The 22,105-nt window shown below is 67.3% G+C and carries 19 protein-coding genes; 6 read left to right on the top strand and 13 right to left on the bottom strand.

Annotated elements, in window-relative coordinates:
* Position 1 precedes the first annotated feature (1 nt).
* From ruvA to IPK27_02515, 9 genes are all read right to left on the bottom strand, one after another.
* The gene (gene ruvA, locus IPK27_02555; GenBank protein MBK8066535.1) at positions 2–598 is read right to left on the bottom strand and encodes a Holliday junction branch migration protein RuvA; all 597 of its coding nucleotides are present in this window, start codon (positions 596–598) and stop codon (positions 2–4) included.
* Between the two features lie 93 nt (positions 599–691).
* Complete coding sequence (locus IPK27_02550) at positions 692–937, bottom strand: hypothetical protein (protein ID MBK8066534.1); 246 nt, start codon at positions 935–937, stop codon at positions 692–694.
* A gap of 276 nt (positions 938–1,213) precedes the next feature.
* Positions 1,214–1,942, bottom strand: coding sequence for a YebC/PmpR family DNA-binding transcriptional regulator (locus tag IPK27_02545; GenBank protein ID MBK8066533.1), 729 nt, complete (start codon positions 1,940–1,942; stop codon positions 1,214–1,216).
* 70 nt (positions 1,943–2,012) lie between these two features.
* Entirely contained in the window at positions 2,013–4,295 is a 2,283-nt protein-coding gene (locus IPK27_02540; protein MBK8066532.1) for an NADP-dependent malic enzyme, read from the bottom strand.
* Between the two features lie 275 nt (positions 4,296–4,570).
* Positions 4,571–5,458, bottom strand: coding sequence for a hypothetical protein (locus IPK27_02535; protein ID MBK8066531.1), 888 nt, complete (start codon positions 5,456–5,458; stop codon positions 4,571–4,573).
* A gap of 341 nt (positions 5,459–5,799) precedes the next feature.
* Positions 5,800–6,591, bottom strand: a complete 792-nt coding sequence (gene nudC, locus IPK27_02530; GenBank protein ID MBK8066530.1) for an NAD(+) diphosphatase — start codon at positions 6,589–6,591, stop codon at positions 5,800–5,802.
* Between the two features lie 175 nt (positions 6,592–6,766).
* The gene (gene erpA / locus IPK27_02525) at positions 6,767–7,114 is read right to left on the bottom strand and encodes an iron-sulfur cluster insertion protein ErpA (protein MBK8066529.1); all 348 of its coding nucleotides are present in this window, start codon (positions 7,112–7,114) and stop codon (positions 6,767–6,769) included.
* Between the two features lie 84 nt (positions 7,115–7,198).
* Complete coding sequence (locus IPK27_02520; GenBank protein ID MBK8066528.1) at positions 7,199–7,609, bottom strand: polymer-forming cytoskeletal protein; 411 nt, start codon at positions 7,607–7,609, stop codon at positions 7,199–7,201.
* Positions 7,609–8,340, bottom strand: coding sequence for a hypothetical protein (locus IPK27_02515; GenBank protein ID MBK8066527.1), 732 nt, complete (start codon positions 8,338–8,340; stop codon positions 7,609–7,611). The genes IPK27_02520 and IPK27_02515 overlap by 1 nt, the downstream gene beginning before the upstream one ends.
* 280 nt (positions 8,341–8,620) lie before the next feature.
* On the opposite strand from IPK27_02515, the gene IPK27_02510 reads away from it, so the two are divergent.
* Genes IPK27_02510 through IPK27_02500 form a run of 3 tightly spaced genes read left to right on the top strand, consistent with a single transcriptional unit; the run spans position 8,621 to position 14,226 of the window.
* Entirely contained in the window at positions 8,621–9,934 is a 1,314-nt protein-coding gene (locus tag IPK27_02510) for a response regulator (GenBank protein ID MBK8066526.1), read from the top strand.
* A 27-nt stretch (positions 9,935–9,961) separates the two neighbouring features.
* Positions 9,962–11,389 (top strand): phosphodiesterase, encoded by a 1,428-nt coding sequence (locus tag IPK27_02505; GenBank protein ID MBK8066525.1) that lies wholly within the window; start codon positions 9,962–9,964, stop codon positions 11,387–11,389.
* Positions 11,390–11,427: 38 nt separating this feature from the next.
* Positions 11,428–14,226: a response regulator gene (locus IPK27_02500; protein ID MBK8066524.1), complete on the top strand. Its 2,799-nt coding sequence runs from the start codon at positions 11,428–11,430 to the stop codon at positions 14,224–14,226.
* 793 nt (positions 14,227–15,019) lie between these two features.
* On the opposite strand, the gene IPK27_02495 is transcribed toward IPK27_02500, so the two are convergent.
* Positions 15,020–15,691, bottom strand: a complete 672-nt coding sequence (locus tag IPK27_02495) for a YggS family pyridoxal phosphate-dependent enzyme (GenBank protein ID MBK8066523.1) — start codon at positions 15,689–15,691, stop codon at positions 15,020–15,022.
* 118 nt (positions 15,692–15,809) lie between these two features.
* Here IPK27_02495 and IPK27_02490 point away from each other — a divergent pair, with 118 nt between their 5' ends.
* The 3 genes from IPK27_02490 to IPK27_02480 all read left to right on the top strand — a co-directional run bounded on the left by IPK27_02490 (position 15,810) and on the right by IPK27_02480 (position 19,321).
* Positions 15,810–16,850: a type IV pilus twitching motility protein PilT gene (locus tag IPK27_02490; GenBank protein MBK8066522.1), complete on the top strand. Its 1,041-nt coding sequence runs from the start codon at positions 15,810–15,812 to the stop codon at positions 16,848–16,850.
* 47 nt (positions 16,851–16,897) lie between these two features.
* Complete coding sequence (locus tag IPK27_02485; protein MBK8066521.1) at positions 16,898–17,941, top strand: hypothetical protein; 1,044 nt, start codon at positions 16,898–16,900, stop codon at positions 17,939–17,941.
* 255 nt (positions 17,942–18,196) lie between these two features.
* Entirely contained in the window at positions 18,197–19,321 is a 1,125-nt protein-coding gene (locus IPK27_02480; protein MBK8066520.1) for a PilT/PilU family type 4a pilus ATPase, read from the top strand.
* A gap of 241 nt (positions 19,322–19,562) precedes the next feature.
* On the opposite strand, the gene IPK27_02475 is transcribed toward IPK27_02480, so the two are convergent.
* From IPK27_02475 to IPK27_02465, 3 genes are read right to left on the bottom strand one after another with little or no spacing between them, the layout of a single operon-like run.
* The gene (locus IPK27_02475) at positions 19,563–20,249 is read right to left on the bottom strand and encodes a DnaA regulatory inactivator Hda (protein ID MBK8066519.1); all 687 of its coding nucleotides are present in this window, start codon (positions 20,247–20,249) and stop codon (positions 19,563–19,565) included.
* Complete coding sequence (locus IPK27_02470) at positions 20,246–21,502, bottom strand: AI-2E family transporter (GenBank protein MBK8066518.1); 1,257 nt, start codon at positions 21,500–21,502, stop codon at positions 20,246–20,248. The genes IPK27_02475 and IPK27_02470 overlap by 4 nt, the downstream gene beginning before the upstream one ends.
* Positions 21,499–22,101, bottom strand: a complete 603-nt coding sequence (locus IPK27_02465; protein MBK8066517.1) for a CDP-alcohol phosphatidyltransferase family protein — start codon at positions 22,099–22,101, stop codon at positions 21,499–21,501. Before IPK27_02465 ends, IPK27_02470 begins: the two co-directional genes overlap by 4 nt.
* Positions 22,102–22,105: the final 4 nt, after the last annotated feature.

Below are 22,105 nucleotides of genomic sequence, written 5' to 3'. Positions count from 1 at the left end.
ATCATCCGCTGCGCAGCGCGCTCTTGAGCGCCTTGCGGATGATCGCCTCGGCGTTGTCGCCGGGCGCCGCGGCCGCGGCCACCAGCTTGCTGACCTCGGCGGGCTTGTAGCCCAGCGCCTGCAGCGCCACGCTGGCCTCGGCCACCGGATCGGCCGGCACCGCGCCGCGCGCACCGGGCAAGGCCGTTGCACCGCCGGCGCCGACCTTGTCCTTCATCTCCACCACCAGGCGTTCGGCGGTCTTCTTGCCGATGCCGGGGATGCGTTGCAGCGCGGCCAGGTCCGCGCGCTGGATCAGCCGTGCGAACTCGTCCGCGCTGGCGCCGGAGAGGATCGACAGCGCGGTCTTGGCGCCGATGCCGGAAACCTTGATCAGGTTGCGGAACAGCCCGCGCTCGGCCTCGGAGGCGAAGCCGTAGAGCGTGTGCGCATCTTCCTTGATCGCCAGGTGGGTGAGCAGGGTCACTTCGCGGCCGAGTTCCGGCAGCTCGTAGAAGGTGCTCATCGGCGCCTCCACCTCGTAGCCGACGCCGGCGACGTCGAGCAGCAGGGCAGGGGGCTGTTTGGCGGCGAGGATGCCGCGCAGGCGTCCGATCATGTTCCGGGCCAGGATTCACGCGATGCGTGGACCCTGCCCGGTGGCGCTGGATCAGTCAAGTTCGCGCCGCGGCCCGCGGGCCGCGCGGGGCAGTCAACCGAGGTCGTACTCGGACTTGACCTGCTCGATATGCGCGCGGGTGGAAGGGTCCAGCGGTGACTTCTCCGCCTGGGCGATGATGTTCTTCAGCACGCGGCGCTCGTCCTCGTTGATCCCGCCATCGCGCAGCGCGATGCCGAGCAGGAAATTCAGCTCCGCGATGTCGAGCTGACCGTCGTTGAGGAACACCTTCATCGACTCGATGGTAATTTCGATGTGGCTCTTGGGCTTGATCGACATGGGGGAATCTCCTTGGGGTTTGTCTGTCTGCATAGAACGACGACCCTGTGATTGAGTACGCAAAGGACGCAAAGAGACGGAAAGGACGCTAACTTGCAACTGCCCTGGATACCAGGCGCTGTTTTGCGTTCGCTCTACTTTGCGTCCTTTGCGTCCAGAAATACAGACTGCGATCTTGCGAGAGGTCCGGTTCGTGCGCACTCCCTCCCCGATGTCGGGGAGGGATGGGGAGGGGTTAGGCAGATACCGTCCTGACGCTCATCTGCACAACCAACTTCAATCCTCTGCGGAACTGGTCAGATGAGCGTTGTGAAAGACCTCCTGCACATCGTCGAGTTCTTCCAGCCAGTCGATCAGATCGAGCAGGGTCTCTTCAACTTCGCCGCTGACGGCCACCCGGTTCTCCGGACGCCAGACGATTTCTGCGCTGGCAGGCGTGGTGCCGGCGTCAATCAGGCCCTTCTTGACCGCCTCGAAGCTGGCTGGGGCGCACAGCACGGTGCTCTGGCCCTCGCCGTTCTGCACATCGTCGGCACCGGCTTCCAGCGCCGCCTCGAGCAGCTTCTCCTCGGCCGCCGCGTCGGGCGTGGGGACCACGAATTCGCCGAGGCGATGGAACTGGAAGGCCACCGAGCCGCTGGTGCCGAGGTTGCCGCCGTGCTTGCTGAGCGCGTGGCGCACATCGGCCACGGTGCGCTGGCTGTTGTCGGTCATGCAGTCGATGATCAGCGCCACACCGCCCGGGCCGTAGCCCTCGTAGCGGATTTCCTGCATGTTGTCGTTGCCGTCGGCACCGGAACCGCGCTTGACCGCGCGCTCTACGGTGTCCTTGGTCATGTTCGCGGTCAGTGCCTTGTCCACCGCGATGCGCAGGCGCGCGTTGGTGGCAGGGTCGGCGCCGCCGCGCGCGGCGACGGTGATCTCGCGGATCAGTTTGGTGAACAGCTTGCCGCGGCGCGCGTCCTCGGCGTTCTTGCGTCCTTCGATACTCGGGCCACGTCCCATGGGCGACTCCTTGTCGATGTCGTTTGCAGTGGAGCGGCGCCGCGCGCTTCCGGCACGCGGCGCCGGTGTTTCAGCCAGCGGCGCGCTGGCGGATCTGTGCCTCGACCACGGCAAGCGCGGTCATGTTGACCACTCGGCGCACAGTCGCCGAGTTGGTCAGGATGTAACAGGGTTTCTTCAGCCCCATGACGATCGGCCCCAGCGACACGCCGCCGGAGAGCACGCGCACCATGTTGAAGCAGATGTTGGCCGCATCCAGGTTGGGGAACACGAACATGTTCGCCTGGCCGGTCAGCCGCGAGTTCGGGAACAGGCGGTCGCGGATCGCGGCGTCGAGCGCCGCGTCGGCGTGCATTTCGCCTTCCACCTCCAGCTCCGGCGCGCGCTCGCGCAACAGCTCCAGCACCTGGCGCATCTTGCGGCTGGTCGCGCTGTCCTCGCTGCCGAAATTGGAGTGCGACAGCAGCGCCACCTTGGCGGTGATGCCGAACAGCTTGAGGCGTTCGACCGCCATGCAGGTGGCCAGCGCGAGCTCGTTGGCGCTCGGGTCCGGGTTGACGTAGGTGTCGAGGAAGAAGAAGGTGCCGCGGTCGCAGGCCACCGCGCTCATCGCCGCCGGGGCTTCGATATCGCCCTCCAGGCCGACGATGTCCTGGCAGTACTGCAGCTTGCGCTGGAAGCGGCCGATGGTGCCGCCGATCATCGCGTCGGCCTCGCCGCGTTCGACCATCAGCGCGCCGATCACGGTGCTGCGCGAGCGCACCACCGCCTTCGCCGTCGCCGGATTGACTCCGCGCCGTTCCATGATCCGGTGGTAGTGCTGCCAGTAGTCGTTGAAGCGCGGATCCGAGTCGATGTTGGTGATCTCGAAGTGCTCGCCGGGCCGGATCCACAGTCCCATGCGCGCGATACGCTGCTCGATCACCGCCGGCCGCCCGATCAGGATCGGCTTGGCGAAGCCCTCGTCGACGATCGCCTGCACCGCGCGCAGCATGGTTTCTTCCTCGCCCTCGGCGAAGACCACCCGCTTGGGCTCGCGCCGCGCCGCGTCGAACACCGGCTTCATCAGGATTCCGGTGCGGAAGATGAACTGGGTCAGCTGCTCGCGATAGGCCTCCATGTCCTTGATCGGCCGCGTCGCCACGCCCGAGTCCATCGCCGCCTGCGCTACCGCCGGCGCCAGGCGCACCAGCAGGCGCGGGTCGAAGGGCTGAGGGATCAGGCAGTCGCGGCCGAAGCTCTTGACCTCGCCACCGTAGGCCGCCGCGCCCACGTCCGACGCGCCCTCGCGCGCCAGCTTGGCGATCGCGTGCACGCAGGCCAGTTTCATCGGCTCGGTGATGGTGGTAGCGCCCACGTCCAGCGCGCCGCGGAAGATGTACGGGAAGCACAGCGCGTTGTTGACCTGGTTCGGGTAGTCCGAACGGCCGGTGCCGATGATCGCGTCCGGGCGCACCGCAAGGGCATGCTCCGGCAGGATCTCCGGGTTGGGATTGGCCAGCGCCATGATGATCGGGTTGGCCGCCATCGTGCGCACCATTTCCGGCTTGAGCACGCCGCCGGCGGACAGCCCGAGGAACACGTCCGCGCCGTCGACCACCTCGGCCAGCGTGCGCTTGGCGGTCTCGCGGGCATAGCGCGCCTTGTCGGCGTCCATTTCTTCGGCGCGGCCGACGTAGACCACGCCCTTGCGGTCGACGACGAGGATGTTCTCCTTGCGCATGCCGAGTTGCACCAGCATGTCGAGGCAGGCGATGCCCGCCGCGCCGGCGCCGGACACCGCCAGTTTGACCTCGCCGATGTCCTTGCCGACCACATGCAGCGCATTGACGATCGCCGCGCCGACGATGATCGCGGTGCCGTGCTGGTCGTCGTGGAACACCGGGATCTTCATCCGCTCGCGCAACTTGCGCTCGACCAGGAAGCACTCCGGTGCCTTGATGTCCTCGAGGTTGATGCCGCCGAAGGTGGGCTCCAGGCTGGCGATGATCTCGACCAGCTTGTCCGGGTCGCGCTCGTCGATCTCGATGTCGAACACGTCGATGCCGGCGAACTTCTGGAACAGCACGCCCTTGCCTTCCATCACCGGCTTGGCCGCCAGCGGCCCAATCGCGCCCAGGCCCAGCACCGCGGTGCCATTGCTGATCACCGCCACCAGGTTGCCGCGCGCAGTCAGCGCCGAGGCTTCATTCGGATCGGCGACGATCGCATCGCAGGCCGCAGCGACGCCCGGCGAGTACGCCAGCGAGAGGTCGCGCTGGGTCGCCAGCGCCTTGGTTGGCGTGACCTTGATCTTGCCCGGTGGATATTGCCGGTGATACTCGAGGGCGCTTTGCTTGAGCTGGTCGGAGATGGACATGGCGCGGGGCGCAGGCCGGAATTCGGGACGCGGAGAATAGCACCGGGGGTGCGGGGGGCCTTTTGTCCGGTTGTCGGTTGTTGGTTGTTGGTTGTTGGCGGCAAGAGCCGGGTAGCCGGGAGCCTGTGGGAGCGGCTTCAGCCGCGAGCTTTCCCTGCGGCCGCCAGGAAAAGGTCGCCGACAGAATCGGTTCCCTCAGGCTCGCGGCATGCCAGCTTCGCTGCCAACAACCAACAACCAACAACCAACAACCGGCCCACAACCCCCCCTCAGGAAGCCCAGCCAGCCAGCACGATCACGCTCAGCATCACCAGCCATGCGACCAACAGGCGCCACAGCAGGCGGCGGGCTTCTTCGACGGCTTCGTCCCTGATCGGCTTGCCGTCGGCGCTGACGAACTCCTCGTCGTCGAGGTCCACGCAGGCGCGCGCAGTGGCGGAGAGGAAGCCCAGATCGAGGTGCAGCAGGCCCTGGCCGTGCGCCTCGTGGTGCTCGCGCCAGGCCTTGCCGACCGCGTCGAAATCCGATGCCAGCGCCAGCGCCAGGGTCATCAGCTGGGCCGGCAGCCAGGCCAGCGCGGCGTGCAGGCGCTCGGCGGCCTCGCCCTGGGCGGACGGGAGCAGGGCGCGCAGTTCCGGCGATTGCGCCAGCAGTTGCGTCAGGCGATAGATCGCCGCACCGGCGGGGCCGAAGGCGACGAACCAGAACATCGGCCCGAACCAGCGCGTCAACCCAGCCGCGAAAACGCCATCGACCAGGTCGCCGCTGCGCACAGGGTTGTCGCCGGGCTTGCCGCCGAGGCTGGCCAGCGCGCCGGCGCGGTCGTCGGCCGTCTCGGCGCGCGCCGCCCGGCGCGCATCCTCGTCGAGGTCGCGCGGCCCCCAGCACAGGTACAGCACGACCAGCGCGAACACGAAGCGCAGCAGTCCGTGCAGCGTGCCGCCGAGGGTCCAGTCGACTAGCGCAACCAGCGCCACCAGCGGCAACAGCACCAGTGCCAGACCGAACTCGCTGGCCCACAGACTGTGGTCGCCCACCCGCTGCGCCAGCCAGCCGAGCCAGCCACGCAGCCACAGGAACTGCCGCAGCCGCGCCAGCTCCGGCGCCAGTGTGCCCAGCACCAGGACGATCAGGATGGCCAGCAGCGCCAGCGCCATGGAGCTTCCTCAGGGTGAGTTTCCGCGGAGTTGACGCGGAATGGGTGCGCGCGTCAATAGTGTGGCGTGGCGTGGCGTGGATTGCTGGCACGGTCCACGGGGCTGGTTGTGGGTTCTGGGTTGTGAGTTGTGGGCAGCAAGTGCCGGTTGTGGGTTCTGGGTTGTAGGTTGTGGGCAAGCCCGGCCACCGAGTGCCTTTCGCTTTGGCTGTTGCCTGGCTTTGGCTTCGGCTTTGGCTTCTGCCTCTTCCGCCCACAACCCACAACCCACAACCCACAACCCACACCCATAGCCTAGAACCCACAACTGGCCAGTGCCGCCCACAACCCGCAACGCCGGCACTAAACGCCCGGCAAGATCTCCCCCGCCGACCTTCCGGTCCTCGCCACGTACCAGTCCTCCAGCAGCCGCGCCGACAGGGACAGCGGCGGAGGCAGGCGGATTTCGCCTGTGGCCACGGCATCGCGCAACTCGTCGGCACTGAACCAGGCGGCGTGCTCGAGTTCGTCGCCGTAGCGCAGATCGGTGTCGTCGGTGCGTGCGGTGAAGCCGAGCATCAGGCTGGCCGGAAAGGGCCAGGGCTGCGAGGAGTGGTATTCGCATTCGACCACGTGCACGCCGGCTTCCTCCTCGACCTCGCGCACCAGTGCGTCTTCCAGGCTCTCGCCGGGCTCGACGAAGCCGGCGAGCACCGAGTAGCGCCTTGGCGGCCAGCTGGACTGCCGCCCGAGCAGCACGCGGCCGGCGTTCTCCACCAGCACGATGATCGCCGGATCGATGCGCGGGAACTGTTCCAGCCCGCAGGCGCCGCAACGACGACGGTGGCCGCCCAGTTCGATCCGGGTGGAAGCGCCGCAGCGGCCGCAGTAGCGGTGCTTCTGGTGCCAATGGACCAGGGCGCGGGCGTAGGCGGCATGGCCGGCGTCGCTGGGCGGCAGCGACAGCGCGGCCGCGCGCAGGTCGTTCCAGCGCTGGTCTTCGACAGCCAGGCGCGACCGCTGTTCATCGTCGACCACCAGCGCCACCACCGGTTGCCCGGCGTCGGCACCCAGCGCGAAGCGGTGTTCCTCATCGACCGCCAGCTCGGCCTGCGTGCGCACGCGCACCAGGGAACCGCTGGCATCGACCAGCACCTCGCCGTGAATGCTGATGTAGAAGGCTCTCGCGTGCTCAGGATCGAGCGGGATCTCGCCACGTGCGGCCCGCTCGCGCCATTCGCCGGAGCGGTCCAGCCGCAGCCCGGAGAACCAGTTACGCGCTGCGCCGCTCCGAACCCATCGATTCCCGCCCCGGGCGCAGGCCCGCCGATTACATCGTGAACGAGGATCCGCAGCCGCAGGTGGTCTTGGCGTTGGGATTGCGGATCACGAACTGCGCGCCCTGCAGGCTCTCGGAGTAGTCCACCTCGGCGCCGCCGAGGTACTGCAGGCTGACCGGATCCACCAGCAGGGTCACCCCGTCGGTCTCGATCGCGAGGTCGTCTTCCTGGGTGTCGGCCTCGAAGCTGAAGCCGTACTGGAAGCCCGAGCAGCCCCCGCCCTGGATGTACACACGCAGCTTGAGGTCCGGATTACCCTCTTCCTGCATCAACTCGCGCACCTTGCGCGCGGCGGCCTGGGTGAACTGAAGGCTTTCGCCGATGGTCGCTGCAGTCATTGTTCTGGTCTCCCGACTCGGTGATGCAGCCGGGCAAGCCCGGCCATGCGCGTGAGCACTAGTTGGCGGCGCCCAGCCGCGCTTTCAAGGCTTGGCGTCGGGCTTGGGCAGCTGCTTGCGCGGCTCGTCCTGGTGCACCAGCTGGCCATTCACCTGCGCGCCCGCAGCCATCTCCAGCACGCGGTAATAGACGTTCCCGCGCACCCTTGCGCTGGCGCCCAGCAGCACCTTCTCCGCGGTCACGTCGCCCAGCATCTCGCCGTGGATCTCGGCGTGCGGCACCTGGACCTGGCCATCGACCTGACCGCGCTCGTGCAGGCGCAGGACCGCATCTGCACCGGATTCGGCCACTACCGTGCCCTTGATCTTGCCTTCGACGATGAAGGTGCCGGAGAACTTGACGTCGCCGACCACGCTCATGCCTTCACCCACCAGTCCGTCGATGGCTCCGCCGCTGGCCGGCGCCGATCGTGCAGCCTTCTTGTCTCCGAACATCACGCGTCCCCTTCGATGACCACATCCTTCCACATGAATTCGCGCTCGACCGTGCCGCCGCCTTCGGGCAGCACGCGCAAGCGCACCGATGCCGGCTTGAAGCCCTCCGGTAGCATGATCAAACCGGAGAGTTGCTGAAAGTACTTGAATGAGAATTCGAGCGACGGACCCGCTCCGAGTTCCGCGAGCCCCAGCCGCGCGCTCTGCTGGCCGTTGGCGCCGCTGACGCTGATCTCGACCTTGCCGCTCGCCTGGCGATTGCGCTTGAGATTCTGGCTCAGGGTCAGCGCGAACTGGAAGGCGCGTGGGTCGTCGGTAGCGCGCAGCGCGAGGCTGTGCACCGAGACCCCGGGCTGCTGCGCGCCGCCTTCCATCAGGCGCTGGTAGAAGCTGAGGTCGTTGCGCAGCGAGGCGATTTCCTCCTGGCGCGCCGCCAGGGCCTGCTGCAGCTCCTGATTGGCGCCGCGGGCCACCTGCTCGCCGCGTTCGTGCTGCGAGACCAGCCTCTGCAACTGGCCTTTCTCCACTTCCGCCGCCGCGAGCGCGCGTCGCGCCTGCGCCAGTTCGCGCGAGACCTCGCTGAACTGCGGCGCGATGGTGGCTCGCAGCCAGAGCCATACCAGCGCCAGGCTGGCCAGCCAGAGCCCGGCCACCAACAGGCGCGAACGCCAGCGCCCGGCCGGGTCTACCTCGACTACCCGGAGACGACGCGAGGGGTTGGCGTTGGCCATTCTTCACATCCCCAAGGAACGGGAGTGCCGCTGCCAGGCGCTGGGTAAAGGCATCAGACGATTCACGCGAATGGACGATGCATGGCGGGAGAGGGCTTATAGACGCCGCCTTTGCCACCAGACAAGCAGCTACGGGGTGTCGTTCATGCAGCCCTCGCAATCGTCGGTCAGGATGCATCCACAGCGGGCGCGAGCCTGCGCGTGGCTTCCACGTTTGGCGGGCTTTCGTGCCCGGAGCCCGCTGGTATAGTCGGTCGATCCCGCGTGTCCAGAGCTTGCCGTGCTGCCCAAGGATGACACCCAGCAAAACGCCGAGCTGCGTCAGGCATTTCTGAAGCATCTGCCGCGACGAATCGAGGCGGTGCGCAAGCGCGGGCACCGTGTTTGCCGGGGCGTCTGGGACGTCAATACGGTCACCTTGCTTTACCAGGATGTCCAAGGCCTGGCGGGCGCCGCCGGACGCTATGGAATGCTCGACGCGAGCGAGCGGCTGTTCCAGGTCGAGCGCCTGCTGGAACCGTTGATCCGCCAGTTGCGCATGCCCACGGCCGAGGACCGCACCGCGATCGAAGGGCACCTCGAAACCCTGATGGCAGTGGCGGAGCCGCCGGCACCGGTGACCCGCAGCGCGCGCGATTTCCTGGTTCCGCAGCCGGAACGGTTTGGGTACCTGCTCGGCGCAGGTTCGCTGCGGCCGCCGGAGGAGTACTGGCGCAGGTTCAGTCACCGTGAGGTTGCGGTGATCACCAGCGAGACGCATGGCCAGGCACCGGCCGCGCATGCGGCAGGCGTCAGCGGCTGGGCGCCCGGCAGCCGCGATGTCGCCAGTTTTGCCAGCGCCGAGTCTGGCGAACCCAGGCTGGTCAATGCCGGCTCGGTCTTCGCCCTCGACGCCGCGCATTCGGCCGAACGTACCCAGGTGCGCCCGGAGCCCATCGCGCCGGCGACTCCCGCACCCGTATCGACGCCTGCCGAGCCGGTCGTCGACAAGCCGGTGGTCAGGCCGCGGACCGGCCGTATCTTCTATCTCTCGGACATTGCGCCTTTCGGTCGCGAGCTGACGCAGGCACTTGGCCAGCTGGGTTATGCCGTCGACCGCCTCGAAAGCTCGGAAGAGATCAAGGAGATGCTCGGGTCCCTCGCGCCCGACCTGATCGTGATCGACGCGGGCTTCTTTGAAGAGATCGAGCACCTGGGCGAGTTCGTGAAGCGGGTTCGCCAGCGCGTCAACGGCAAGCTGCCGCTGCTGGCCTTCTCCGAACATAACGACCTCAACGCGCGGCTGAAGGCGATGCGCGCAGGTGTCGACGCCTTCATTCCGATGCCGATGCCTGCGCACGAGGCCTCGCTGCGCGTCCGCGAAATGGTCGAGACGGACAGCGAGAATCCTTTCCGCGTGATGATCGTTGAGGACGACCGCTCGCAGGCGATGTTCGCCGAATCGGTGTTGCGCAAGGCGGGCATGGATACCCTTGCCGTCACCGAGCCGCTGGAGACCCTCGACCGGTTGGAACGCTTCAAGCCCGATCTGGTGTTGATGGACCTCTACATGCCGAACATCACCGGCATGGAACTCACGGCGATCATTCGCTAGCGCGATCAGTTCATCAACACGCCGATCGTGTTCCTGTCGGGCGAGCAGGATTCGGAAAAGCATTATGAGGCGCTGTCTGCCGGCGGCGACGATTTCCTGGCCAAGCCGATTCGTCCCAAGTACCTGATCTCGGCGGTCACCAATCGCGCGAGGCGGGCGCGGCTGCTGGCGCGCAAGCGAGTGCTCGACCCCAAGGACTCGACCACTGGCCTGTACCATCGGACTTATGTCATCGACCGTCTGAACGAGTTGCTGGCGCACGAGGATCGTGGCCAGCAGTCCGGCGGCGTGCTGTTCGTCGAGGTCGAGGGTGCGCACGCGGTGCGCGAACAGCGCGGGCTGGCGGCCTATGAGCCGGTGATGCGCCAGGTCAGCGCCACCATTGCCAGTTTCGCGCGTCCGGATGAACTGGCTGCCCGCTATGGCGATTCCTCCTTCCTGCTGTTGAGTCCGGTGCGCGACCTTGCCGAACTCGAGACGCTCGCGCGTCAGATGGCCGAGCGCCTGAGTCATGAGCAGATCGAGGTCGAGCGCCTGCGGGTGCCGATTTCGGCGCGCATCGGTGTTGCCGCATTCACGCCGCAGATGGCCGATGCCGCCGACATGCTGAACGCCGCCGAGCGGGCCTGCGCACGCGCCAGTTCACTGCCTGGCGGCAATGTCGCGGTCTATCGCCCCGAGGTGTTGGCCGCGGCGGGCAGCGAACTCGTCGCGGCCATACGCCGCGCGCTCGACGGCGATGGTTTCCAGTTGCTGTTCCAGCCGATCGTCTCCTTGCATTCGACTGGCGAGGAGCAGTACGAAGTGTTGCTGCGCCTGCGTGGCGATTCCGGGGAGATCATCGGCGCGCAAACCATCATCGATGCTGCGCGCGGCGCCGATCTGGTCGCGGCCATTGACCGCTGGTGCCTGGGCAAGTGCCTGCGCGTGATCGAGGAGCGCAAGCGCGCGGGGCGGCCGGTGCGGCTGTTCGTCAACCAGTCGGTGGAGAGCACCCTGGATGGCGAACGCATCGCCTGGCTGCGCCAGTTGCTGGAGACGCGCCGGGTGCCGCCGGATGCATTGGCCATGGAATTGAAGCTGAGCGAGGTGCTCGCCCGGATGCGCGAGTCGATGGCTTATTTCGAGGCCGTGCGCAAGCTCGGCATGCGCGTGGTGATCGACGAGTTCGATGGCGGGCTGACGGCGCTGCAACTCCTGGGCGTGCTTCCGGCCGACTATCTCAAGCTGTCCGACAAGTACACTCGCGACAACGGCATCGTCGTGCACTCTGCGGAGCTGCGCACGGTGGTGCGTGCCGCCCATGATGGCGGACGTGCGGTGATCGCGCCCAAGGTCGAGACCGCGCAAGCTGCGGCCTCGCTGTGGACGATGGGCGTGGACCTGATCCAGGGTAATTTCGTGCAACAGCCGGGTGCCGAACTCGGTTTCGACTTCAGCGCATCGGCATTGTAGACGGCTGATCCGGCGCAACCGCGAGACGAGGGGGCAGCATGCAACAGACAGGGCAGCTCGGGGCACTGGAATGGCGTCGCCAGAAGGGCGTCGATGCCGTCCTTTACTGGTGCAGCGGCAGCCTGGTGTTCGCGCTCCTGACGGTTTTCTCGGTGCGCTCCTGGGCGCCGATGGGGACGCTGGCCGTCTGGCTGGGCGTGCATTTTGCGCTGTGCGTGGTCGCGGCCTGGGCGTGGATCCGTCGCGAGCATGACAGCGAGCGTTCCTTCCAGATCGCCGAGGGTGTGCTGATCACCAGTTCGCTGAGCTGGGGAATCGGCGCGGTGATGCTTGGCATGCTGCCGAGCGGCGCCTACAACATGCCGATGATCCTCACCATCGCCGGGCTGGCGACCGCGAGCGTCTGGCTGTTCGCGACCGAACTGTTGTTGCTCATCGGTGTCCTCGTGGTCCTGCTGGCGCCGATGATCTTCCTGCTGCTGGGTGGGCGCGAGGCCGAGTGGTCCGCCGCATTGCTGGCCGTGCTGCTGGTCATCCTCAATCTGCTTCTCGGGCGGCGCGTGGCGGCGATCGCCGACGCCGAGGCACGTGTGGCGCAACCGCCGTTCCTGGCGGAGTACGCCGCGTCGCGCGCCGAGCGTGAACGCGACCGCGACCGCCAGCCGGGGCTGACCGCCGCCGAGCAGACCGAGATCGTCCAGTTGCGCACCGAACTCGAGCGCCACCGCAACCTCGAGAAGGAAATGGAGGCTGCCAAGCAGGTTGCCGAAGCCGCGAACATGGCCAAGGGCGAGTTCCTCGCGACCATGAGCCATGAGATGCGCACGCCGCTGAACGGCATCATCCCGCTGCTCGAGATCCTGCGGGATACCAAGCTCGGCCCGGATCAGCGCGAATACCTCAACACCGCGTACACCTCGGCCAAGCACCTGCTGCGCATCATTGACGACATCCTCGATTACTCGAAGATCGAGGCCAACAAGCTGGAGCTGGAGAACGTCGGCATCAACCTCAAGGAGGTGGTCGACTCGGTGGTGCGCCTGATGGAGAAGGCCGCCGACGCCAAAGGCCTCAAGTTGGCGGTCGCTTTCGATCCCAATGTGCGGTTGGCCTGCCGTGGTGATTCGGTCCGCCTGCGTCAGGTGTTGTTCAACCTGGTCAGCAACGCAATCAAGTTCACCGACAAGGGCTCGGTGCAGATCCAGGTGAGCAAGCGCGGTGAGACCCGCACCACCAGCGAGATCCTGTTCGCCGTGCGCGACACCGGCGTCGGGATTTCGCCGGAGAAGTCCGAGCGCCTGTTCCAGCCCTTCTCCCAGGCCGACACTTCCACCACTCGCAACTACGGTGGCACGGGCCTCGGCCTGGTGATCTGCAAGCGCATCGTGGAACTGATGGGCGGCAAGATCGGGCTCAAGAGCGAGGTCGGCAAAGGCTCGGTATTCTGGTTCAGCGCGCCGTTCCAGAAGGCCATCGGTGATGTCAGCGCCAATCGCCGCGATCTGTCCGGTTCGCGCGCGCTGATTGTCAGCGCGGATGCCCGGCTGACCCAGCGGCTGACTGGCTACTGCCAGAACTGGAACATCAGCCAGATTGCGACCAACACGGCGGCGGATGCGCTCAGCAAGCTCAAGTCCTCGGCCACACTGGGCGAGAACTGGGCTTTCGACGTGGTCCTGGTGGATGTGGGCAGCATGCGCCCGACCGCTGCCGCCTTGGCCAGGAATGTAAGCCGCGAACCGGCGCTGGAACGCATCCGCATGGTGTTCGTCGAGGGGGACGAGCCCAATCCGGCCGAGTTGCAGGTGGAGCCGCACCGTGGCGCGGTGCTCAAGCGGCAGTTCAGCGAGTCAGAGCTGCAGGCCGTCCTCAACAAGCTGCTGCAAGTCGAGTCGGGCAGCGAACGCCGTTTCAGCTTGCTGGATGAGGCCGCCCGGCTGGGTGTCGATGACTCAGCTGCCGCTGCCACGCGATCGGCCGCGGAAGAAGCTGAACCGGCGGCGCAGGCGAAACTCGCCGGGCATGCGCTGCTGGTCGAGGACAATCCGGTCAACCGCCAGGTGGCGCAGCGGCTGCTCAGCTTGATCGGGATCACCTACGACATCGCCGAGAATGGCAAGGAAGGTTTCGAGATGATGGGGCGCGGCGTCTATGACGTCGTGCTGATGGATTGCCAGATGCCGGTGATGGATGGCTACACCGCCACCCGCTCGCGGCGCACCCTGGAGCAGGAGCGCAGTATGCCGCGCATCCCGATCATCGCGATGACGGCCAATGCGATGGCGGGCGACCGCGAGAAGTGCCTCGCCTCCGGCATGGATGACTACATGTCCAAGCCGCTCAACCGCGGCCTGCTGGAACAAACCATCCGCAAATGGATGCCGAAGCACCGCAAGGTCGAGGCGCCGCCGGCCCAGCCCCGGGCGCCCGAGGCCGAAAAACTGCACTCCGCGGTGCGCCAGACCGAACCGGTCAAATTGTCGCCGTCGACGCCCGCAATCAACGAAGCCATCGTCAACGAATTGATCGATGTCATGGGCAGCGAATTCACCTCGCTGGTCAAGGTCTACCTGGAGGACACGCCAAAGAACCTCGGCATCCTGGTGGCTGCCGCCGAGCGCGGCGACGTGCAGGCGATGATCGCTCCAGCTCATTCGCTGAAGTCGACCAGCGCCAATCTCGGCGCCATGGCTCTGTCGGATCTGGCCAAGTTGATCGAGCACGGCGCCCGCGCGGGCACCCTGCGCGATTCCATCGGAATGGCGCGTCAGGCCGGCACCGAGTTCCGGCGTGCCGCCGAGGAACTGCAGCGGCTGCTGCAGAATGCGGGCGTCTGAGAAGCGGTTGTCGGTTGCTGGTTATCGGTTGTTGGCGACAAGAGTCGGCGGGCCGAGGGCCCGTGGGAGTTCCGGTCGCCCCTGGCGGTGCGCTTGTTCGCGCATCGAACTCGAGGGCACGAGGGCACGCAAGAGCCGGTTCGGTGCGAAAGTGCGCCTTTGCGTGCCCTCGTGTCCTCCGGATTTTTCCCTTGATAAATCAATGTATTACGGATTGTTCGGTGGGAGCGGCTTCAGCCGCGATCTTTTCCGGGCGGCTGGTGGGAAGATCGCCGACAGAGTCGGCTCCCACAGGAGTGCCGGCATGCGAGTTTCGCTGCCAACCAACAACCAACAACCAACAAGGGGGGGGGGGGGGGGGGGGGGGGGGGGGGGGAGGGGCCCAGCGGGCGGGGGGCGGGGCCGGGGGGCCGCCCCAACAACCCCAAACCCACCCCCCCCCGAAACCCCCCCCCCCCCCCCCCCCCCCCCCCCCCCCCCGCCGCCCCCCCCCCCCCCCAACCAAAAAAAGACGCCCGGGGGCCCCCCCCCCCGACGCCCAACCCCCCCCCCCCCCCACCCCCCCCGCCCCCCCCCCCCCCCCCCCCCGCCCCCCAAACCCCAACCCCCCCCCGCCCAACCCACCCGGGAAACCACCCACCGGGGGGCCCCGCGCGCGGAACCCCCCCCCCGGCGGGGCGGCGGCGGGGAAGCCCCAACCCCCCCCCCCCCCACACCGCCCCCCCCAACAACCAACAACCAACAACCAACAACCAACAACCAACAACCAACAACCAACAACCAACAACCGCTCTCAGCCCCTGGGCCCGAATAGCGCCGACCCCACGCGCACCATCGTCGCGCCCTCGGCCAGGGCGAATTCGAAGTCATCGCTCATGCCCATCGACAGGGTGTCGATGCCGGGGTGGCGTTGCTTCAGCGCCTGGAACATGGCGTGCAGTGCCCGGAAGCCGGCGCGACGTTGGTCTGGATCCGGCCAGGGCTTTGGAATCGACATCAGGCCGCGCAGGCGCAGGCGCGGTTGGCGCGCGACCGCGTCGGCCAGGGCGTCGATGTCGGCCGGATGGGCGCCGGACTTGCTGTCTTCATCGTCCAGGTTGACTTGCACCAGTACGTTGAGCGGCGCGCTTCCGTCTGGCCGATGGCGCGCGAGCAGGGGGATCAACTTGGCGCGGTCCAGGGTCTGCATCCAGTCGAAATGTTCGGCCACCTCGCGGCATTTGTTCGATTGCAGCGGGCCGATCAGATGCCACTCGATGGTGCAATCCGCCAGTTCCGTCATCTTGGCGAGTGCCTCCTGCACATAGTTCTCGCCGAACACGGTCTGCCCCGCCGCATGCATCGCGCGCACGCGCGCCGCGGGCTGGGTCTTGCTGACCGCCACCAGTGTCGCCGTTCGCCCCTGCGCGACCGCGGCAATGCGCTGGCGGATCGATGCAAGGCGCTGGGCCGCTGCGTCAGGCATGGTCGGAAACTCTGGCCGAGGAGTCGCTCGATACTGCGGTTCGATTGGCCGAAGTCAACCGCTGATGCAGCCGACGTGGCTATACTCGATCGGCATCCGAGCGTGGCAAGGGGGACTCATGGATATCGCCGAGTTATTGGCCTTCAGCGTCAAGAACAAGGCCTCCGACCTGCACCTGTCGGCCGGCCTGCCGCCGATGATCCGGGTCGACGGCGATGTGCGCCGCATCAACATTCCGGCACTCGACCACAAGTCGGTGCACGGCCTCGTCTACGACATCATGTCGGACAAGCAGCGCCGCGACTACGAGGAATACCTCGAGGTCGACTTCTCCTTCGAAATCCCCGGCCTGGCGCGCTTCCGCGTCAACGCGTTCAACCAGAACCGCGGCGCCGGCGCGGTGTTCCGTACCATTCCCTCGGAAGTCCTGAGCCTCGAAGACCTCGCCGCGCCGAAGGTGTTCAAGGAGCTGATCGACCAGCCGCAGGGCCTGATCCTGGTGACCGGCCCGACCGGCTCGGGCAAGTCGACCACGCTGGCGGCGATGCTCGACCACATCAACAAGAACGAGTACGCGCACATCCTCTCGGTGGAAGACCCGATCGAGTTCGTGCACACCTCGAACAAGTGCCTGATCAACCAGCGCGAGGTCCACCGCGACACGCACGGCTTCAACGAGGCGCTGCGCTCGGCCTTGCGCGAGGACCCGGACTACATTCTGGTCGGCGAGTTGCGCGACCTGGAGACCATCCGCCTGGCGCTGACCGCCGCGGAGACCGGTCACCTGGTGTTCGGTACCCTGCACACCTCGTCGGCGGCCAAGACCATCGACCGCATCATCGACGTGTTCCCCGCCGGCGAAAAGCCGATGGTGCGCTCGATGCTGTCCGAATCGCTGCGCGCGGTTATCGCGCAGTCGCTGTTGAAGAAGGTCGGCGGCGGCCGCATCGCGGCGCACGAGATCATGGTCGGCATCCCGGCCATCCGCAACCTGATCCGCGAGGACAAGGTCGCGCAGATGTATTCGTCGATCCAGACCGGCGCCAACTACGGCATGCAGACCCTCGACCAGTGCCTGCAGGACCTGGTCAAGCGCGGACTGATCACGCGCCAGCAGGCGATGACCTACGCCAAGGACAAGCGGCTGTTCGAGGCGTGAGCAGCGCGCTTTCCCTACTGCGCGCGTGCCTCGTGGGCCTGCTGGCCGTGGCCGCGGGTCCGGTGCTGGCCAATGATCCGGTCGCTGGCAACGCGACGCCGGGCGAGCGCCTGGAAGCCGCGATGGAGGAATACACCGGCCGCGCGGTCGAGCGGTTGGCGGCCAGTCCGTCACCGCGCGAGCGCTGGATCGCCGGACTCCTGCTGCTCGACCAGTCGATGCGCGCCGGAGACCGTTCGGATGCGCTGCGCGAGCGGGCGCAGGGATTGCTGGACGCCGCGCTGAAGGCCGGTCAGGACGATGCGACTTTGCTGTTCTGGGCCCTGCTCGATCCGCCGGTGCGCAAGACCGCCGGCGCGGCGGCGACCGCCCAGGCGCGCCTGGCGATGCTCGCGCGCCTGCGGCAACTGGAGCCCGACAACGCAGTGGTCTGGATCGGCACCCTGCCGGCCCGCGATGCCGCCGGGGCCATCCCGCTGGCGATCGAGGCGCTGCGCCGGGCTGCGGGCGCGAAGCGTTTCGACACCCACTTCTCGACCTCGATGCGCATGCTGGTGAATTCCCTCCAGAAGGTGCCGCTACCGGACGAGTGGCCGGAAACCGATGAGCTTCCGGGCTGGGAAGGTGTGCGTCGGGAAGATCTGCCCGTGATTCTTGCGGTGGGTGTGGGCAATGCGCTTGCGATGCCTTACCTGGTCACGCTGCAGTGGTGGTGTGGGGGAAACAGCTCAGAACACCCGTGGCTCGCGGATTGCCGCACGCTGGCGCGCCGGATGGTCGAGCATAGCGACTCCATCGTCACCCACTCGCTCGGTCTGGCGCTGGAACTGCAATTGTATCCGGCCGACAGCGAGGCCCTGCGCCGCGCGCAGCAGCAGCGTCGGGATCTCGCCTGGCTGGTCGAGTCCGGCATGCAGCGGGTGGGGCCTGGCAAGCCGGTGTCCTTCGGCGAATGGCGCCGCGCCTGGTCTGCCCCGGGTGCAACCGAACTCAGCGTCGCACGGGCGCTGGTCAAGGCGCAGGGTCTGCCGGCCAGCCCGCCGGCGGACTTCGTCCCGGCCTGGGACCGGCCCGAAGCGAACTCGCCCTAGGCAACGCGCCGGGCGGTTGCCTGGAGCGCAGACAGTGAACCCGGGATCAGGCACAATCCGGCGACGCTCCGGTGGGTGGCGGGTGGTACCCGCAGGCCGCACTGGAGAAGGGTGGTTCGATCGCGGCTGAAGCCGCTCCCACAGTGTCGCGAGTTGCGAGTTTCGCTGCCCAGAACCCAGAACCCACAACCCAAATCGCCTCTCGGTGCCGCAAGCTGGAGTGCACCACCGGGCGCCCGGTCGGAGGAAACGCAGATGAGCATCGACTTCAATTCCTTCCTGAAGCTGATGGTGCACAAGAAGGCGTCGGACTTGTTCATCACCGCCGGGGTGCCGCCTTCAATCAAGGTGCACGGGCGCATCGCGCCGATCACCCAGGCCGCACTGACGCCGCAGCAGAGCCGCGACCTGGTGCTCTCGGTGATGACGCCCTCGCAGCGCGAGGAGTTCGAAAAGACCCACGAGTGCCAGTTTGCGATCAGCCTGCAGGGCGTGGGCCGTTTCCGCGTCAGCTGCTTCTACCAGCGCAACCAGGTCGGCATGGTGTTGCGCCGCATCGAGACCAAGATCCCGACCCTCGATGAGCTCAGCCTGCCGCCGATCCTGAAAACGCTGGCGATGACCAAGCGCGGCCTGATCATCTTCGTCGGCGCCACCGGCACCGGCAAGACGACCTCGCTGGCGGCGATGCTCGGCTACCGCAACCAGAACTCGACCGGCCACATCATCACCATCGAGGACCCGATCGAATTCGTGCACAAGCACGAGGGCTGCATCATCACCCAGCGCGAGGTCGGCATCGACACCGATTCCTTCGAGCTGGCGCTGAAGAACACCCTGCGCCAGGCGCCGGACGTGATCCTGATCGGCGAGGTGCGCGCACGCGAGACCATGGAGCACGCGATCACCTTCGCCGAGACCGGTCACTTGTGCCTGTGCACCCTGCATGCGAACAACGCCAACCAGGCGATCGACCGCATCCTGCACTTCTTCCCCGAAGACCGCCGGCCGCAGTTGCTGATGGACCTGTCGCTGAACCTGAAGGGTATCGTCGCGCAGCAGCTGATTCCGACGCCGGACGGCAAGGGCCGCCGGGTGGCGATGGAAGTGCTGCTCGGCACCCCGCTGGTGCAGGACTACATCCGCCAGGGCGAGGTGCACAAGCTCAAGGACGTGATGAAGGAATCCACCAACCTCGGCATGCGCACCTTCGACCAGAGCCTGTTCGAGCTCTACCAGGCCGGCGAGATCAGCTACGAAGACGCGCTGCGCCACGCCGACTCGTCGAACGAGGTGCGCCTGCGCATCAAGCTGGCGCAGGGCGGCGACGCGCATACGCTCAGTGCCGGCATGGAAGGCGTCGAGCTCATCGAGCGCTGATCGGCCCGTCCGGGCCAGTTCAACGCGGAGACGCGGAGGACGCGGAGAGGAGCAGAGCGGCAGCTTTTCTCTGCGCTCTCTGCGTCCTCGCCTCAGGCCCGGGCTGCTTCAACGCCGCGACGCGGAGAAGCAGAGCTGTTGGTTTCTTCGCGTCCATATGTCTCTGCTCGACTGACGCTGAGAAAGGCGGGAACTCCGTCAATTGCAGCTGCTTTTCTCCGCGCCCTCCGCGTCTCCGCGTTCAACCGGTCCGGCCCGCCACATCCCGCACCAGCGGCACGGTGATGCGCCGGCCGCGGGCGAGGGCTTCGCGGTCGAGTTGTTTCAGGCGCGCCAGCAGCGCGCGCAAGTCGCGGCTCTCGTGGCGCAGCAGGTGGTCGGCGGCGGCGGGATCGAGCGGGATGCCGACCTGCTCGGCGCGGTGCAGCAGGATCGACCGGCGCGCGTGGTCATCGTGCGGCGCCAGCGACAGCTTCTCGCAACGCATCAGCCGCGAGAGCAGGTCCGGCAGGACCACCTCGCCGGGCTCGGGCATCCGGCGCAGGGCCAGCAGCAGCGCACGGCCGCGGTCGTGCTGGCGATTGATCTGGGCGAACAGCCATTCGGCGCGCGTGCGGTCGGCAAACGCCGCGTCCACCGCATCCACCGCGACCAGTTCGGCGTCGATCGCCTCGGCCAGGTCGGCGCCGTCCAGTTGATCCAGCGGCAGGCAGGCGGCATCGTAGCCCGCCGCGCGCGCGGCCTCGCAGGTGGCGAGCAGCAGATGCGTCTTGCCGCTGGATTCGCCACCTGTCAGCAGCACCTGCGCGGCGCCCGGCGCCGCCGCCAGCGCGCGCAAACGCGCCAACACCAGCGCATCCGCGCCCGGCCAGAAATGCTCGAAATCGGGGGCGTCCAGACGCCCGAGGGCCAGCGGGAGCTGGCTCATTGGGTGTCCGCGGGAGGCGTTGGGTGGCCGGGAGCTGAGGCGATGTGCTCATCGGGACCCGGGAGATGCATCGGGAGCTCGGATGTCGAGGCCGAAGGGGCGCTCGCGGAAGCGACAGTCGAAGCGAGCTGCGCGGGCTCCCCGCCGTTTCCGGGTCCCGGGTCCCGGGTCCCCGGTCCCGAAGCTTCCGCCGTCCCCGCTCCCTCCCGATACAACCCGCTCTCGACATAGCGCTGGTGCACATGGCGCAGGATCACCAGCAGCACGGCGGCCAGCGGCAGCGCCAGCAGCACGCCGATGAAGCCGAACAGCTGGCCGCCGGCGAGGATCGCGAAGATCACCGCCACCGGATGCAGGCCGATGCGGTCTCCGACCAGCCACGGCGTCAGCACGAAGCCCTCGAGCGTCTGGCCGACCCCGAACACGATCAGCACATAGACCACATGGATCAGGTCGCGGTGTTCAACCAGCGCGGCGATCACCGCGCCGCCGACGCCCAGGATGCCGCCGAGATAGGGCACGAAGCTCAGCAGGCCGGCGCCCATGCCGATCAGGAAGGCGAGCTTGAGGCCGGCCATCCACAGGCCGATCGAATAGATCAGGCCGAGCGCGACCATCACCAGGATCTGCCCGCGCAGGAAGGCGCTGAGCACCTCGTCCGACTGGCGCGCGATTTCCACCACCCGGCTTTCGACCGTGCGCGGCAGCAGTTCGCGCACCCGCAGGATCATCGTGTCCCAGTCGCGCAGGAAGTAGAAGGTCACCACCGGGACCAGCAGCAGGTTCATGATCCAGCCGATGATGGCGAGACCCGACTGGGAAACTTGCGCGATCACCGTCGCCGCCACGCCGCCGGCCTGCTGCCAGTGCGATTTCAGCATGGCCACGATCTGGTCGGTGCTGAACATCGCCGGGTCCACGCCCAGGCGCTCGACCAGGAAGGGCATCACCCGTTCGCGCAGCCAGCCGATGTAGACCGGCAGCTTGTCGACCAGGGTGCTGATCTGCGATTCCAGCACCGGAATCAGGATCAGCGGCGCCAGCACCAGCAGCAAGGTCATCAAGGTGAACACCAGCACCACCGCGATGCTGCGGCTGTAACCGCGCGCCTCCAGGCGGTCGACCAGCGGATCTCCCAGGTAGGCGAGCAGCGCCGCGACCGCGAACGGCGTCAGCACCGGGCCGAGCAGGTACAGCAGCCAGCCGATGGCGACGGTAATAGCCAGCAACTGCCAGCGATGGGTGGTGCTCATGGGCTGCGTGGCTCCCGTGTTTGCGATTGTTCGCTGCGCCGCACCTTGCGTGCCTTGGAGCTCCAGCGCCGCACGTAGTCGATGCCGCTCGCGACCAGCAGGCTGGCGCACAGCCAGACGAGCGCATCGACCAGCGCGGGTGCGATCTGTGCACCCACGTTGCGCGCCAGGAGCGCCACCACCGTCAGCAGCAGGGCGAAGGTCGTCAGCTTGCCGAGTAAAGTCGGCCGCGCGTGCAGCGGCGCGTAGTTGAAGTGGAAGGCGACCGCGCCGCTGACGATCACCAGGTCACGCACCGCGATCAGACCGAGCAACCACCACGGAAGGTCGCCGTGCAGCGCCAGCGCCACGCAGACCGACAGCACCAGCGCCTTGTCCGCCAGCGGGTCCAGCCAGCCACCGAGTTGCGATTGCCAGCGGAAGCGCTTGGCCAGCCAGCCGTCCAGCCCATCGGAGGCGCCGGCGAGGATGAAGCAGACCATGGCCAATTGGCCGTGGTCGTGCACCACGAGCCAGGCGATCGGCAAGGCAGCCGCCAGCCGCGCCAGCGACAAAGCGTTCGGCAAATGGCGCAGCCAGGTGCGGCCCGGTTCGCTCATGCCT

It is taken from the genome of Rhodanobacteraceae bacterium (genome assembly GCA_016713135.1).
In the GTDB taxonomy this organism is placed as follows: Bacteria; Pseudomonadota; Gammaproteobacteria; order Xanthomonadales; family SZUA-5; genus JADKFD01.
Note: the sequence above shows the minus strand (reverse complement) of the source record. Positions and strands in the feature narration are given on the sequence as shown.